Consider the following 13,926-nt stretch of genomic DNA (forward strand, 5'->3'; position numbering starts at 1 on the left):
CCCAAGCCATGACAAAAAAATCCTCAAGCAGACGCGCCGCTAAAAACCGCACACCCAAAACCAGCCATCTGGCAAAGAGTAGCTCTGCCGGAGATGTCCGCATCATCGGTGGAGAACACAAGCGCCGTATCGTCCAATTCGTCGACGCCGAAGGCTTGCGTCCGACGCCCGACCGCCTGCGCGAGACATTATTCAACTGGTTACTGGCTGATATACACGGCGCTTATGTGCTCGACAGCTGTGCAGGCAGTGGGGTGTTGGGGTTTGAAGCACTGTCCCGCGGCGCCGCGCACACTACCTTTATCGAGCCAAATCCTGCCCAATGCCGCTTACTTGAGCGAAGCGCCACGCAGCTACGCTTAGAGACTCATCGTTATCAGATTATCCAAGGTACCGCCGAACACGTCCTGACGCACACTCAAACATTGCAACGTCACTTTGATATCGTCTTTATCGATCCGCCGTATGCGCAGGACTTATGGCAGCCTATCTTGACGACGCTCATCGAGCAGTCGTTGATCACAAGCGACACGCTGCTATATCTTGAGGCAGACAAAGCACTAGAGGAACAATTGCAGCAATTGGCCGACCACCTTAGCCAATCAACGACCTGCGCGGCGCAGACAGAACCAACAAGCATCAGCTTTGATTATCTAAAACAAACCAAAGTTGGCCAAGTTGTCGCTGGACTTTATCGGCTGGTACCGTCATAATTGCAGCGTGCTTGCAAAAAGTGAGTGATGAGCAAATCGCTTTTCTTTGCCTCCACGCTTTTAGCAAAATCACGCAACACCTACAAAATGTCTAAAACCGCTTAAAAACTGGCCAAACGCTGCAGTTTGATGCATAAAGGCAAAAATAAACCCCAATGCAGCTTGCAAGCGTAGGCGCTACTGCTTATAATGTGCAGTCTGTTTTTTGAGAGCCCCGTTCCCAGCTAAACTCTCAACGAATTCTAATTTTAAGGTTTTATCATGAAAACACTTAGTGCAAAACCAGCTGAAGTGACCCATGACTGGTATGTCGTAGATGCTGACGGCAAAACTCTTGGTCGCTTAGCCACTCAAATTGCTACTCGCTTACGTGGCAAGCATAAAACTTCTTATACTCCGCACGTAGATACTGGTGACTTTATCGTTGTCATCAACGCAGAAAAAATCGCGGTAACGGGTAAAAAAGCACAAGACAAAAAGTACTATCGTCACAGTGGCTACCCAGGTGGTATCAAAGAAACCAACTTCACCAAGCTGATTGCACATAAGCCTGAAGATGTTCTATACAAAGCTGTTAAGGGTATGCTTCCAAAAGGTCCTCTTGGCTATGCGATGATTAAGAAGCTAAAGCTATATGCCGGGGAAGAACATCCACATACTGCACAGCAACCTAAAGAACTAGACATCTAAGGAGTCACTTATGGAACGCAATTACGGAACTGGTCGCCGCAAGACGTCTACTGCTCGTGTCTTTTTAGCGAAAGGTACTGGTGCTATCGTTGTTAACGGTAAACCACTTGATGAATACTTCAGCCGTGAAACTTCACGCATGGTCGTTCGTCAGCCACTAGAGTTACTAGACTCTGCTAACGAATACGATCTATATGTAACCGTTGCAGGCGGTGGTATCAGTGGTCAAGCGGGCGCAATCCGCCACGGCATCACGCGTGCATTGATCGAAGCTGACGAAACATTAAAGCCTGCTCTAAAATCAGCTGGTTTTGTTACTCGTGACTCACGTCAAGTCGAACGTAAGAAATTGGGTCTACGTAAAGCACGTAAACGTCCACAATTCTCAAAACGTTAATCAAAGCTATCTCTTATCTTTTTGCGATTGGCCGCTTTATCTCAAAACAGTCGTATTCGCATTAAGCCAAAGAGTAGATTTGTAAAACCTTATAAGCTGGTCACAGCTTATAAGGTTTTTTTATGGCTGTTTTTCTAAGACTATTCTACAAAAACCTGCTATACGCAAAAACCACCTTGCAAAGTATTCAGCACTACCCCATCATGATAGTAACTTTTATTACCTCATCCTTATTATGAAAGCGCCAGAACAATACGATCCCAGCAAGCACCCAAAGACTGATGTATCAGGCTCACGCCCTGCGTCGCCTAATCATACGGCCAAAAACAACAGCAAATCACCGGCCATCCCTGCCGGTACGCCGACCATCACACAAAACCACAAACGCACCGCACAAGCAGAAAAAAAGCCTTTTGAATGGCAGTTTTTGTTGCCCAAATACTGGGGCATTTGGCTATTATTCTTTTTTATATTACCGATGATATATCTGCCGCTGCGTTGGCAGTTTTGGTTGGGCCGTAAGCTGGGTATTTTGGTTTATACCGTAGCAGGCTCGCGTCGGCGTGATACGCTGATAAACCTTAGGCTGGCCTTTCCAGAAAAACCAGAAGCTGAACGCGAGCTAATGGCAAAGCAAGTGTTTGTCAATCAGGGCATCGGTGTGTTTGAGACCTTATGTGCTTGGTTCCGTCCTAATGTATTTACCCGTACGGTATCGATATCGGGTTTGCAGCACTTAGTCAACGCCCAAAACGAAGGGCGCGCGGTAATTTTACTGGGCGCGCACTATACGATGCTCGATTTGGGCGGTTTACTCTGTACGCAGTTTTTTGCCGCCGATTGTATGTACCGACCTCAAAACAATCCATTGCTCGATTGGTTTATCTACAACGGCCGCACCACTATCTTTGGTAAGCAAATCTCTAGCCGCGATATGCGCAGCCTAGTCACCTCAATCAAAGCCGGACACGTGATTTGGTACTCACCCGATCAGGATTATGGCCTCAAACAAGGGGTGATGGCACCGTTTTTTGGTGTACCAGCGGCCACCATTACCGCCGCCAGACGTATGGCAAAACTGGGTGACAAACAGCATCCACCTGCCCTCATGGCACTGCATACCTATCGGCAAACGCCTGATAACCTACCGCGAGGCAAACGTCCTCATTATCACCTGACCATTACCCCAGCGCTGGAAAACTATCCTAGTAATGACGAGGTCGCTGACGCCACACGTGTCAATGAGATATTAGAAGGACTGATTCGTATTGATCCGACTCAGTGGATGTGGTTCCATCGCCGCTTCAAAAACGGCCCTGATGGTCGTACAGATATTTATAAGTAGACATTGATACCCAAACAAAGCAGTAGGTAAATTTGTTATAATTTGCGCCATCAAATTGAGTCGTTGACGTCAATACCACTCTTTTACTTAAGTAAAAACACTAGGGCCTGTCCTCATTTTCAAAATGGCGATAAAAATGAGATAAATTGCCGCCAAGCAAGGAAAATAGCGCAGATAATATCAAGATATTCGTCAGCTATTTGACACCGTTTGGCCAGACTTAGCCGTTTTTAGCCCATTTAGATGGCTATCGATTGAATTGAGGACACGCCCTAATAGCACTCTAATAAATTAAAAAGTAAACCAACCACGGATTTTTCATGACTAATCAAACTGACGCCCCTAATAAAGAACACAAACGCATCCTCACTGGCATCAAACCAACAGGTATCCCGCATCTAGGTAACTATGTCGGTGCCATTCGTCCAGCGATTGAGTCGATCCAAAATAGCGACGATGAAGCGTTTTTCTTTTTGGCTGACTACCACGGCATCATCGGCTGCTACGATCCTGCCGTCATCCATGAGTCAACCAAAATCATTGCTGCGACGTGGATTGCTTGTGGTCTTGACCCTGAGCGCGTGACTTTTTATCGTCAGTCGGATGTGCCTGAGATACCAGAGCTGGCTTGGATTTTGAACTGTTCATGCGCCAAAGGTCTGATGAACCGTGCCCATGCCTATAAAGCGGCGGTCGATATTAATATGGAAAAGGCAGATGTCGATCCAGACCAAGGCATCAACATGGGGCTGTTTGGCTATCCTGTGCTCATGGCAGCGGATATCTTAATGTTCAACGCCACCCACGTCCCCGTAGGCCGTGACCAAGTACAGCACATCGAGATGGCGCGTGACATCGCTGGCACCTTTAACCATCGCTATAAACCGCTCTTTACCCTCCCCTCAGCGGTCGTTGATGAAGACATCCCTCTGCTGACAGGGCTTGATGGTCGTAAGATGAGCAAAAGCTATAGCAACACCATTCCTCTATTCGGTGAACCCAATCCGCAAGTCAGCGCTGAAAAGCAAATGCACAAAGCCATCATGAAAATCGTCACCAACTCGCAATTGCCAGATGAGCCAAAAGACCCTGATGACTCAGCACTTTTTGAGGTTTACAAAGCCTTTGCCACTGCTGAAGAAATCGCGGATATGCGCGCACAGTATGCCGCTGGTATCGGCTGGGGTGATGCCAAGCAAGTATTGTTTGATAAAATAAATAGCGAGATTGCGCCATTTCGCGCGCGTTATGAGGAGCTGATGGCCAACCCCAAAGAGCTTGAAGAAATCCTGCAAATGGGGGCGAACAAAGCGCGCCGTCATAGCCGAAAACAGTTAGACAAGGCCCGCCGTGCTATTGGAATACGTCCACTTGCCAAACTTAAATAGCTCCTTACGTGGCAAAGTACGTCGCCATCAGGACGGGTGCTAAACATGCAAACCTCAACGACCAAACAATCAGCCGCTTTAGATAAAGCGGCTTTGTCTGCTAGCACGCCTGACAAAAAAGACAGCACCGCTATCAGCCAAATACCGCTACGTATCTATCAAACGCCCGTACAACATCTGCCCGATGATCTGTACGTGCCGCCTGGGGCCTTTGCCATTTGGCTTGAGCAATTTGCCGGGCCACTTGATTTTTTATTGTATCTGGTCAAAAAAAACAACGTCGATCTCACGCAAATGCCCATCTTGCCTATCACAGAGCAGTATCTGGCTTATATCAGTGAGCTAGATACCGAGCATTTTGAGCTGGCGGGCGACTACTTACTGATGGCATCCACATTGATTGCGATCAAATCTGAACTGCTACTGCCCACGCCTGAGGTGCCAAGCGATGAGCGTGACCCAAAGGCAGAGCTGATCGAGCGCCTTGAAGAATACGCACAGATCAAGGCGGTCAGTCAACGCTTGGACAATCTGGTGCGTCTTGAGCGCGATGTGTTTTTGGCGATGGTCAGCATGCCCAGCACCGAGGTGATGAGCGCCGAATTACCTAGCTATTCACCAACTCTGTTGATCGATAGTTTGTTTAAGATGCAGTTGCAGCCTGATTATCAGATGCACACCATCAAAGTCGATACCGTGCCGCTGTCTGATCGCATCGCCAGCATCAGCCGTCAGCTAAGCACGGATGGCGCGCGCTCATTTTATGAGCTGTTGGACAATACCCAAGGTAAGATCGGTGTGGTGGTCAGCTTCGTTGCCGTACTGGAGCTGATAAAACGGCAGCTGGTTGGCGTTGTAAATACCGATTTAGAAAGCCGTCCTAACGATGCTGGTACTGATGCTGATAAAGGGGCTGCAGAAAACGACCACATAGGACACCTAACGCTACAGTGGCTGGCTTAATAGTTTTTAGTAGAGAATATATGCAATGACAGACAACCAGCACCAATCGCCAACACAGACGGACGATTATTTAGAGACGATGAGTAAGCATATCGAAGTGCTGTTGCACGCATCAGAGACACCTCTTACTGACACGGTCTTAAAAAAACAGCTGTCGTTAACGGTCGAAGAGCTGACCCAAGCGCTAGAGCGGTTACAATTACGCTTAGCCAGCGGCGTGCTCAGTCTGCACAAGACCGCCAGTGGTTATCGACTACAAATCTCTGACGACTATAGCGCGCTCATTCAGCGTGTGTTCCCGCAGCGCCAAGAGCGCCTAAGCCAAGCCCTGCTTGAGACTCTAAGCGTCATCGCCTATAAGCAGCCTGTGACCCGTAGCGATATCGAGCATGTCCGCGGCGTGACGCTATCGAGTAACATCTTGCGCCAACTGTTTGATAAAGGCTGGATCGTCGAGGAAGGCTATAAAGACACCTTAGGGCGCCCTGCACTGCTGCATACCACGCCGCAGTTTTTGGACGCATTTGGGCTAACACATTTGGATGAACTGCCGCCTATGCCAGATATGGAAGCTATCCAAGCGATGTCTTAGAGTCTTGCTGCCATAAAAAAGGACAAACCACGCAAGGCTTGTCCTTTTTTTTATACATAGTCGTTTGTTTTGAGGGTTGCAAACAGTTAAATAAAACATATACAAACCTACCTATTTATTACTATAATAGATAGATTATATCTATTATATAGAGAGCAAGTTATGGGGAAACTGGTTAGTATTGGGGAGGCTGCCAAACATTTCGGGGTTGCTCAATCCACATTAAGACGTTGGGATGAGGATGGTACGTTAGTCGCCAAGCGAACCGAAAACGGGCATAGGCGATATGATTTAAGTGAAATCAGACCGCATTCCTTGAATACACCACCTAAATTAGACCGAAAAACCATTGCTTATGCTCGTGTGTCGAGTCGTGATCAAAAAGACGACTTACTTCTCCAGTCTCAAGTTTTGGAACTTTATTGTGCCAGGCAAGGCTGGACTTTTGAGACGATTACCGATCTTGGTAGTGGAATGGATTATAAAAAGAAAGGCTTAAAAAACCTGCTTGATGATATACTGAGCAATAAAGTTGAACGGCTGGTAATTACCCATAAAGACAGGCTTTTACGATTTGGTGCAGAACTGGTTTTCATGTTGTGTGAAGCTCGTGACGTTGAAGTGGTAATAATCAATCAAGGTGAAGAATTGAGTTTTGAGCAAGAATTAGCCCAAGATGTATTGGAGATTATCACCGTATTTTCAGCGAGGCTATACGGCTCTTGCAGCAAGAAAAACCAACAATTAATAGAGGCGGTTAAAAAAGCATTATGATCCGTGGACACATTATCGAACTCAAGCCAAACAACGTACAGGCAAATCACCTTGCTCGTGCTTGTGGCGTGGCGAGAAAAGCCTACAACTGGGCTTTGCATGAGTGGCAGCGGCAGTATGCGCTTGACAAAGCGTACCGTGATGCGTGTTTGGCCGCAGGCGTTGAGGTTGATACTAAAAATCTAAACAAGCCCTCACAGGCGAAGCTCAGACGCGAATTGAACGCCATTAAGCGTGAATTATTCCCCTATATGCTGGAAGTGACCAAATGCGCTCCGCAGGCGGCAATCATGCAGTTGGGTGATGCTTATAACAACTTCTTTAAAGGCTTAGCGAAATACCCAACCGCTCGTAAAAAAGGCCGTGACGATAGATTCAGTTTATCCAACGACCAATTTGCCATTAAAGGTAAATCCATTCGTATCCCAAACTTGGGCTGGGTTCGCTTAAAAGAAGCTTTACGTTTTGACGGCAAGATCATGTCAGCCACCATCTCTAAACGTGGCGGTAAGTGGTTTGTTAGTGTGGCTGTTGAAATACAAAAAGCTGTAATTCCTACTAAAAAGACAGGTAAAAGCGTTGGTGTTGATCTTGGTATTACCGACTTACTGGTTTTATCAGACGGCACTAAAATTAAAGCGCCAAAACCACTTCAAGCAAACCTTAAAAAACTAAGAACGCTAAACAAAGCGCTCAGTCGCACTAAAAAAGGCAGTAAAAACAGAGAAAAAGCGAAAACCAAGCTCTCTCGTTTGCACTATAAGATCAGGTGTATTAGGCAAGATTCTCTCCATCAAATCACAACAAGTCTGGTTAATGAGTTCGATGTGATTGCGATTGAGGATTTGAATGTCAAAGGTATGGTTAAGAACAGGCGGCTATCAAGAGCTATCAGTGACTTGGGTTTCTTTGAGTTTAAGCGACAGCTTATCTACAAAGCCACTGAGCAAGGCAAGGTTGTGAAATCAGTCGGACCCTTCTACCCAAGCTCAAAAACCTGTTCAAACTGCAATCATATCCTTGGTAAAGATGAGCTAATATTGAAAATGCGTGAGTGGTTGTGCCCTAACTGTCAGGTTTCTCATGACCGTGACCTCAACGCCAGCATCAATATTTTAAATAACGCGACTGTTATTTTAACAGCTGCATAATCCTGTTTATTGGACGGTGAGTTCCATCGCCAATTAAAAAAGTCTGTGGAGTCGTGGTCAGTCTAAATCTCAAATGAGAAATAGCGCGTGACAATGAAGCAGAAAGAAAACGTCAAACCTATCTAATAGTCAATATTGGATAGGTTTGAGTAAGATTTTTGGAACGGCTAAACTTACTGATTGATGACGTCCACACCCTTTGGCGGGGTGAATTTAAACTGGCTACTACCAATACTCGGGTTTAGCTTGATATTGCTAAACTTGATAGAAGTAGTCTGACCCAAACTGTCATTAAGCACCATCATCACAGGCTTGCCGCCGCTAAAGCTCATCGACAGGCTCTTAAAGCTCGCACTATCAGCTTTTGGATAAAGCACGTAGTAGTTTTTATTATCATAAGGCTGGGTGATTTTGAAGTTTTTATCAATTTTACTGGGATCACCCGACAGCAATAACGCTGGCGTGTTGCCTACTTGGCTATCGACATTTTGTTTGCTCGCTTGCTCTAAGTCTTTATCATAGACCCACATCGAGTTGCCGTTGGCCACGATAAGCTGCTGCGATGGGGATTTGGTTTCCCAGCGAAAATTATTGGGACGCTGTACGCTCATCGTACCTGTGAAGGTGCCACTATTGGCGCCTTTGGTGGTTTGGCTAAAGTTTGCGGTCATACTTTTGGTGTTTGCCAAAAGCTTATTTAAGCGCTTAGCGGCTGTTAAATTGTCCGCGGGGGCGGCGGTTGCTGATTGGCTGATCGCCATCATAGGGGCAGCCACGCCAAGCGATGTCATCAACACGCCTGTCAACGCACTGCTCATCAGTTTTTGTGTTAAAGTGGTTCGTTTGCTAGATACAGTCATACTCATTCCTCTCTCAACATACAAATCGCATAAAAATAAAATGTCTTCATTAAAATTGTTTTTTTCAATAAGTGCTTATCTCGCGCCAAAAAATCGACGTGAGTAAACAATGCAGACAGTGTGCCAGTTTTTTTATTACACGCCTAGTCATCGTTTGCAATCTTTACTACGGCTGCCATACACGCTTGTAACTGATTGACGCGCGGCGACTATACATCATAAACCAAACGCACTGCCCTATGGCGCGCGATTGGGCAAGTTTTTAGATTCCTTCCAAACCGGTTGTCTAATAGACCAATAGCCGTCTTTTAAACTCGTAAGCTGGCAGATAATGGCTGATACAGAGCGCCCAACAAAACACTTAGCTCAAAGCAATTAGCTCAAAACGCTCAATAATGTTCGTGAGAAATGACTGGCATAAAAAAAGCTTCTACTGCCCTCAGACAGTAGAAGCTTTTTTGTCGTCATTTTATACAAATGAAAGATAAATAAAATGACGTCGCATCATTGCTAAGCCGTTATAGGCCATGAATTATGCGCTTTCAACCGATACATAACGACGGTTGAACTTACCTTTGGTCGCAAACTTTACAACGCCGTCATTTAGGGCAAATAAAGTATGGTCACGACCCATGCCAACGCCTTCGCCTGCGTGGAACTCTGTACCACGTTGACGTACGATGATGTTACCAGCTGTGATAGCTTGGCCACCAAAGATTTTTACGCCGAGCATTTTTGGGTTTGAATCACGACCGTTACGAGTCGAACCGGCAGCTTTTTTATGTGCCATGAGAAAATCTCCTTGTTAATGTGACTTACCGCCAATGCGATAACTCTTAAGCATTTAGTGCGCTAGTTTAGCGATAATCGCTAAATAGGGAATTAGGCATTAATGGCTTTGATTTTTAACAAGGTGTACCATTGGCGGTGACCTTGCTCTTTGTGATAGTGCTTACGACGGTTGTGCTTGATGATACGGATTTTTTCGCCGCGACCATGCTCAACCACTTCAACTTCTACGCTAGCGCCTTCAACAACAGGCTGACCGATTTTGACGTTATCGCCGTCAACAACCATCAACACGTCTTCTAGTTTGATTGTCTCGCCTTTTTCTGCTTTTAGTAGCTCAACTTTTAAAAGCTCATCGACGACAACGCGGTGCTGCTTACCACCAGTTTTGATTACTGCGTACATTGTATGACTCCGTTTAACCCGTGTGCCGTGGCTGATGTTATATCAACGCTTCGATAACGAACACGACAGGGAAAAATTAAAGGCAAGATTTTACGGCTTTTTGCTCATAAAAGCAAGCCGCGCCTCTTGTTTTTGTAAGGTGGTTACCTGAATACCATCGTCCGTATCTCTCTGCTTGTCAGTGACGATCAAGCTTTATAAAGGCGGCCGCTATTGCTACACACTTTTTATGGCCAGTGACTGTTTACAACTTACAATCAATGATTGTGAATGCCCAGTTGCTTAGTCTAGCAGACACGCTAGCAAATACGACGAATGGCTAATGCCTAACGGTGGCCATTATAGCTTATATAATCAGTGACTTACAGTTCTTTATTTACTCTTTGGTTATTTTTAACGCCTATCCTCGGTTGGCTTTTAGCTTTTAGCGTCTACCTTCCCAGCCCAGCACCTATCAGCGTCAGCGTCAGCGTCAGCGTCAGCGCACTACACTTTAACCAACCATTCAAAAACACAGCTATGCTATTATAACCAAAACGACGCCTTTGCTATATAAGACCGAGGCTACCAAACTTTTTTATTTTGACTGATATGACGATTTATTATGACCAGCACCCTTTTAGACTCGAATACGCCTAACGCTCAGCCCACGCCCAGCTATGCCGATATCCAAAGTATCGTGGCCGATGATTTTGAGATCATGGACAAACAAGTATTTGGCAGCCTGAACTCCAAAGTACAACTCGTCATGAGCGTCTCACAGCATGTGATCAATGCAGGGGGCAAACGTATGCGCCCACTGATTACGCTGCTTTGTGCGCGTATGTTTGACGACAATCCATCAGAAAAAGCGATGCACCTAGCCGCCATTACTGAGATGCTACATACCGCAACCTTAGTGCATGACGATGTGATCGATGAATCAGGACAGCGCCGCGGTAAACCGACGGCAAACGCCACATGGGACAACGCCACCGCCGTACTGGTCGGTGATTATCTAATCGCCCGTGCCTTTAATCTTTTGGTTGGTTTTCAAAGCTTGCCATTGTTGCAAGTCTTCTCTGATGGTACTTGTGATATTGCTGAAGGCGAAGTCTTGCAGTTGCAGCATCAGCATAATCCTGAGGCCACTGAGACAGATTATCTCAACATCATCGATGGCAAAACCTCACGGCTGTTTATGATGGCGACCCAAGGCGCGGCGATTTTGCAAGGCAAGACAGAATATATGGCTGCGCTAGGCGACTTTGGACAGCACTTTGGTAATGCCTTTCAAATTATCGATGATGTCCTTGATTATAGTGGGGATAGTGAGGTAATGGGCAAAAACCTAGGCGATGATCTTGCAGAAGGCAAGCCTACTCTGCCAACTATCAAAGCACTTGAGCTTTTAAAAGACCAAAACCATGAGGGCTATGAGCAGCTAAGAATTGCGGTACAGACGGGTAAAACACCGAATGCTGAGCAGCTTATTGAGTTGGTACGCAGCTCCGGCGCATTAGATTACTGTAAACAGCGTGCACTAGAGGAGACAAGATTGGCACAGCAAGCACTGGGCACACTGCCTGACAACCGCTACCGTCAAGGTCTGTACCAGCTGACTGAGCTTGCTAGCGCACGATTGGTATAATTAAATATGAGTCGTCTATGTTATCGACTAATTAAAATAATCGGCTAATTAAGACGACTCATTTTTTAGCAATCAATGAACAGCAATCCCATAACTTAAAAGCGACACTCTTCAAAAACTTATTCTCTTCAAAACCAACATACCAGTTAAATAGTTACCTTTCTTTAAGTTTCATAAATCTTTGCAGTACTATAATCATGTAAGGATTTTTGAAGGTTGGATGATATTTGACCACGCTCATTAGAGGCTACTGACTGGTCTAAGTCGCTATATTTTAAAGGTCATAATTAGGGGTTGATAAATTCGTCAATTTATTGACAAAGCAGATTTTTGGCGGTTTTAAAACCTCAATAACACTATGGCTTTACAATTATAACAAAAAATTACAATAAATTTGCATAGCGGGTTGTATGTCTTCTTATTAGCTGCTAGTTGGTGTAGCAGTTACTATGGCGGGATTTTATTTACTCAGCGAGCACAGTGCGGTCAGTTTTTGTCAGCTTTCCTATCGTGAATCACTTGACTGTGGGGTTACCCCAATAGTTTATAATAACTCTTTAAATTTACTAACCTACTTTGTGGTCTGCCTAAACTTCTAATATCACATTTACCAAATCGCGTCTCAATCAAACTCGCTACTGGCTGCCTTACTAGCGATTTTTATTAAATCCATTGACTCAAAGGTTGAGTATGCCGTACTGGCATGAATGTGCAGAATAAGTAGGCCCTCGATATTTCGTACATCAAAATTTATTGATAAACTTTTTATACTGCCATTATTCTTTATAGATATTGCCGAGGACATTGATGAAGCATTCTACTCTTGCGCTTGTAATAGCATCTGTGCTATCTGGAGCTGTACTGGTTGGCTGTGACAAAAACGAGGACGCCGCTGGCGCTGAAGCCGCTCAGCAGCAGATGCCGCCTGCGGTCGTCAACGTCCAAACCGTCACATTTGATACCGTCCCTCAAGTACAAACATTCTCCGGACGTACCGCCGCGTATCAAACCGCTGACGTCCGCCCACAGGTCAATGGTGTCATCGACGAAGTGCTGTTCCGTGAAGGCAGTAACGTCAAAAAAGGCCAGCCCCTTTATCGTATCAATACCGACAACTATGCGTCTTCTGTCGCCAGTGGGCAAGCCGCGGTGCAACAAGCACAAGCCAACTATCAGACAGCACAGGCCAACAACGCCAATGCCAAAGCTGAGCTAGCCAGCCGCCAAGCATCATTGGCGCAGGCGCAAAACGACTTACAACGTCTGCAAGGGCTGGTCGATATCGATGCCATCTCCAAGCAGCAATACGAACAAGCACAAACCGCGGTACGCACCGCACAAGCTGCTGTACAAAGCGCGGCGGCCGCTGTCGCACAGACCCAAGCTGGCATCGAGAGTGCCAAAGCAAGCATTCAAACGGCTAAGGCTGGGCTACAAGCCAGCACGCTAGACCTCAACCGTACCATCGTACGTGCGCCATTGACGGGTCGCACGGGCCGCTCAAGCGTGACGGCGGGTACACTAGTGAGCGCAGGTCAGCCCGATCCGTTGGTGACCATCTCTCGCTTAGACCCTATCTATGTCGATATCAGTCAGTCATCATCTGAGCTACTAAAGCTACGCCAACAAATCTCTGAAGGCAAAGCACAGCCAGGTATGAACTCTGTGGAGCTGGTATTAGAAGACGGCTCGGTCTATCCGGTACGCGGTAAGCTTGCGCTGTCTGAGGCCAAAGTCGATGAATCCACAGGCGCGGTCACCTTGCGAGCGATTTTCCCAAATAGCAACAATATCTTGTTGCCAGGCATGTACGTCACCGCTCGCCTCACGCAGAGCGTCATCACCAACGCCGCCTTAGTACCACAAAGTGCGGTCATGCGTACGCCTAAAGGCGACACGCAAGTGTACATCGCTGACAAAAACAACAAAATCCAAGTGCGTCCAGTCACCATCAATGGTACTTATGATGGACAATGGGTGGTCACAGATGGCCTGCAAGCGGGTGATAAATTGGTCGTTATTGGTGGTTCGAAGGTCAAACCTGAGCAAGAAGTGGTGGTAAAACCACTAGAGAGCGCCAATCCAGCACCATCTGCAAAAGGTGCTGAAGCCAAAACACCGCAGCAAGCGGCAAAAACAATGGATAAGAAGCCAGCTGGTAATGACACCTCTGAAAACAACGCTACCAAAGAAAAATCAACAGAAGCCGCTGCTAACTAATTCCATTCA

At 46.2% G+C, this 13,926-nt stretch carries 14 protein-coding genes; 11 read left to right on the forward strand and 3 right to left on the reverse strand.

Going from position 1 to position 13,926, the window contains the following annotated elements:
• Positions 1 to 8: 8 nt before the first annotated feature.
• The 9 genes from rsmD to C6W44_RS01130 all read left to right on the forward strand — a co-directional run bounded on the left by rsmD (position 9) and on the right by C6W44_RS01130 (position 8,013).
• Complete coding sequence (rsmD, locus tag C6W44_RS01090; RefSeq protein WP_105243879.1) at positions 9 to 713, forward strand: 16S rRNA (guanine(966)-N(2))-methyltransferase RsmD; 705 nt, start codon at positions 9 to 11, stop codon at positions 711 to 713.
• Between the two features lie 261 nt (positions 714 to 974).
• Positions 975 to 1,403 carry a 50S ribosomal protein L13 gene (gene rplM, locus C6W44_RS01095; RefSeq protein WP_075100632.1) on the forward strand — a complete coding sequence of 143 codons (429 nt, stop codon included), beginning with the start codon at positions 975 to 977 and terminating at the stop codon, positions 1,401 to 1,403.
• Positions 1,404 to 1,413: 10 nt separating this feature from the next.
• Positions 1,414 to 1,800 carry a 30S ribosomal protein S9 gene (gene rpsI / locus C6W44_RS01100; protein ID WP_075100631.1) on the forward strand — a complete coding sequence of 129 codons (387 nt, stop codon included), beginning with the start codon at positions 1,414 to 1,416 and terminating at the stop codon, positions 1,798 to 1,800.
• A 235-nt stretch (positions 1,801 to 2,035) separates the two neighbouring features.
• A complete protein-coding gene (locus tag C6W44_RS01105; protein WP_105243880.1) occupies positions 2,036 to 3,145 on the forward strand; it encodes a lipid A biosynthesis acyltransferase in 1,110 nt (369 codons plus the stop codon).
• Positions 3,146 to 3,465: 320 nt separating this feature from the next.
• A complete protein-coding gene (gene trpS, locus C6W44_RS01110) occupies positions 3,466 to 4,533 on the forward strand; it encodes a tryptophan--tRNA ligase (protein WP_105243881.1) in 1,068 nt (355 codons plus the stop codon).
• Positions 4,534 to 4,578: 45 nt separating this feature from the next.
• Entirely contained in the window at positions 4,579 to 5,496 is a 918-nt protein-coding gene (locus C6W44_RS01115) for a segregation and condensation protein A (protein ID WP_227526316.1), read from the forward strand.
• Between the two features lie 25 nt (positions 5,497 to 5,521).
• Complete coding sequence (scpB, locus tag C6W44_RS01120; protein ID WP_075100629.1) at positions 5,522 to 6,088, forward strand: SMC-Scp complex subunit ScpB; 567 nt, start codon at positions 5,522 to 5,524, stop codon at positions 6,086 to 6,088.
• 162 nt (positions 6,089 to 6,250) lie between these two features.
• Positions 6,251 to 6,862, forward strand: a complete 612-nt coding sequence (locus C6W44_RS01125; protein ID WP_105243882.1) for an IS607 family transposase — start codon at positions 6,251 to 6,253, stop codon at positions 6,860 to 6,862.
• Positions 6,859 to 8,013 carry an RNA-guided endonuclease InsQ/TnpB family protein gene (locus C6W44_RS01130; RefSeq protein ID WP_100749529.1) on the forward strand — a complete coding sequence of 385 codons (1,155 nt, stop codon included), beginning with the start codon at positions 6,859 to 6,861 and terminating at the stop codon, positions 8,011 to 8,013. Before C6W44_RS01125 ends, C6W44_RS01130 begins: the two co-directional genes overlap by 4 nt.
• 173 nt (positions 8,014 to 8,186) lie before the next feature.
• On the opposite strand, the gene lolA is transcribed toward C6W44_RS01130, so the two are convergent.
• The 3 genes from lolA to rplU all read right to left on the reverse strand — a co-directional run bounded on the left by lolA (position 8,187) and on the right by rplU (position 10,067).
• Complete coding sequence (gene lolA, locus C6W44_RS01135; RefSeq protein WP_105243883.1) at positions 8,187 to 8,873, reverse strand: outer membrane lipoprotein chaperone LolA; 687 nt, start codon at positions 8,871 to 8,873, stop codon at positions 8,187 to 8,189.
• Positions 8,874 to 9,405: 532 nt separating this feature from the next.
• Complete coding sequence (rpmA, locus tag C6W44_RS01140; protein WP_075100627.1) at positions 9,406 to 9,663, reverse strand: 50S ribosomal protein L27; 258 nt, start codon at positions 9,661 to 9,663, stop codon at positions 9,406 to 9,408.
• Between the two features lie 92 nt (positions 9,664 to 9,755).
• A complete protein-coding gene (gene rplU / locus C6W44_RS01145; RefSeq protein ID WP_075100626.1) occupies positions 9,756 to 10,067 on the reverse strand; it encodes a 50S ribosomal protein L21 in 312 nt (103 codons plus the stop codon).
• Between the two features lie 604 nt (positions 10,068 to 10,671).
• On the opposite strand from rplU, the gene C6W44_RS01150 reads away from it, so the two are divergent.
• Complete coding sequence (locus tag C6W44_RS01150) at positions 10,672 to 11,697, forward strand: polyprenyl synthetase family protein (protein WP_105243884.1); 1,026 nt, start codon at positions 10,672 to 10,674, stop codon at positions 11,695 to 11,697.
• An 807-nt stretch (positions 11,698 to 12,504) separates the two neighbouring features.
• Positions 12,505 to 13,917 (forward strand): efflux RND transporter periplasmic adaptor subunit, encoded by a 1,413-nt coding sequence (locus C6W44_RS01160; RefSeq protein ID WP_105243886.1) that lies wholly within the window; start codon positions 12,505 to 12,507, stop codon positions 13,915 to 13,917.
• Positions 13,918 to 13,926 lie beyond the last annotated feature (9 nt).

Source organism: Psychrobacter sp. Marseille-P5312 (assembly GCF_900291405.1).
Taxonomy (GTDB): Bacteria; Pseudomonadota; Gammaproteobacteria; order Pseudomonadales; family Moraxellaceae; genus Psychrobacter; species Psychrobacter celer.

Excerpts from the sequence above, each read along its gene's own strand:
- rsmD (WP_105243879.1), top strand. The coding sequence starts at position 9 with ATGACAAAAAAATCCTCAAGCAGACGCGCCGCTAAAAACCGCACACCC.
- rplM (WP_075100632.1), top strand. The coding sequence starts at position 975 with ATGAAAACACTTAGTGCAAAACCAGCTGAAGTGACCCATGACTGGTAT.
- rpsI (WP_075100631.1), top strand. The coding sequence starts at position 1,414 with ATGGAACGCAATTACGGAACTGGTCGCCGCAAGACGTCTACTGCTCGT.
- C6W44_RS01105 (WP_105243880.1), top strand. The coding sequence starts at position 2,036 with ATGAAAGCGCCAGAACAATACGATCCCAGCAAGCACCCAAAGACTGAT.
- trpS (WP_105243881.1), top strand. The coding sequence starts at position 3,466 with ATGACTAATCAAACTGACGCCCCTAATAAAGAACACAAACGCATCCTC.
- C6W44_RS01115 (WP_227526316.1), top strand. The coding sequence starts at position 4,579 with ATGCAAACCTCAACGACCAAACAATCAGCCGCTTTAGATAAAGCGGCT.
- scpB (WP_075100629.1), top strand. The coding sequence starts at position 5,522 with ATGACAGACAACCAGCACCAATCGCCAACACAGACGGACGATTATTTA.
- C6W44_RS01125 (WP_105243882.1), top strand. The coding sequence starts at position 6,251 with ATGGGGAAACTGGTTAGTATTGGGGAGGCTGCCAAACATTTCGGGGTT.
- C6W44_RS01130 (WP_100749529.1), top strand. The coding sequence starts at position 6,859 with ATGATCCGTGGACACATTATCGAACTCAAGCCAAACAACGTACAGGCA.
- lolA (WP_105243883.1), bottom strand. The coding sequence starts at position 8,873 with ATGACTGTATCTAGCAAACGAACCACTTTAACACAAAAACTGATGAGC.
- rpmA (WP_075100627.1), bottom strand. The coding sequence starts at position 9,663 with ATGGCACATAAAAAAGCTGCCGGTTCGACTCGTAACGGTCGTGATTCA.
- rplU (WP_075100626.1), bottom strand. The coding sequence starts at position 10,067 with ATGTACGCAGTAATCAAAACTGGTGGTAAGCAGCACCGCGTTGTCGTC.
- C6W44_RS01150 (WP_105243884.1), top strand. The coding sequence starts at position 10,672 with ATGACCAGCACCCTTTTAGACTCGAATACGCCTAACGCTCAGCCCACG.
- C6W44_RS01160 (WP_105243886.1), top strand. The coding sequence starts at position 12,505 with ATGAAGCATTCTACTCTTGCGCTTGTAATAGCATCTGTGCTATCTGGA.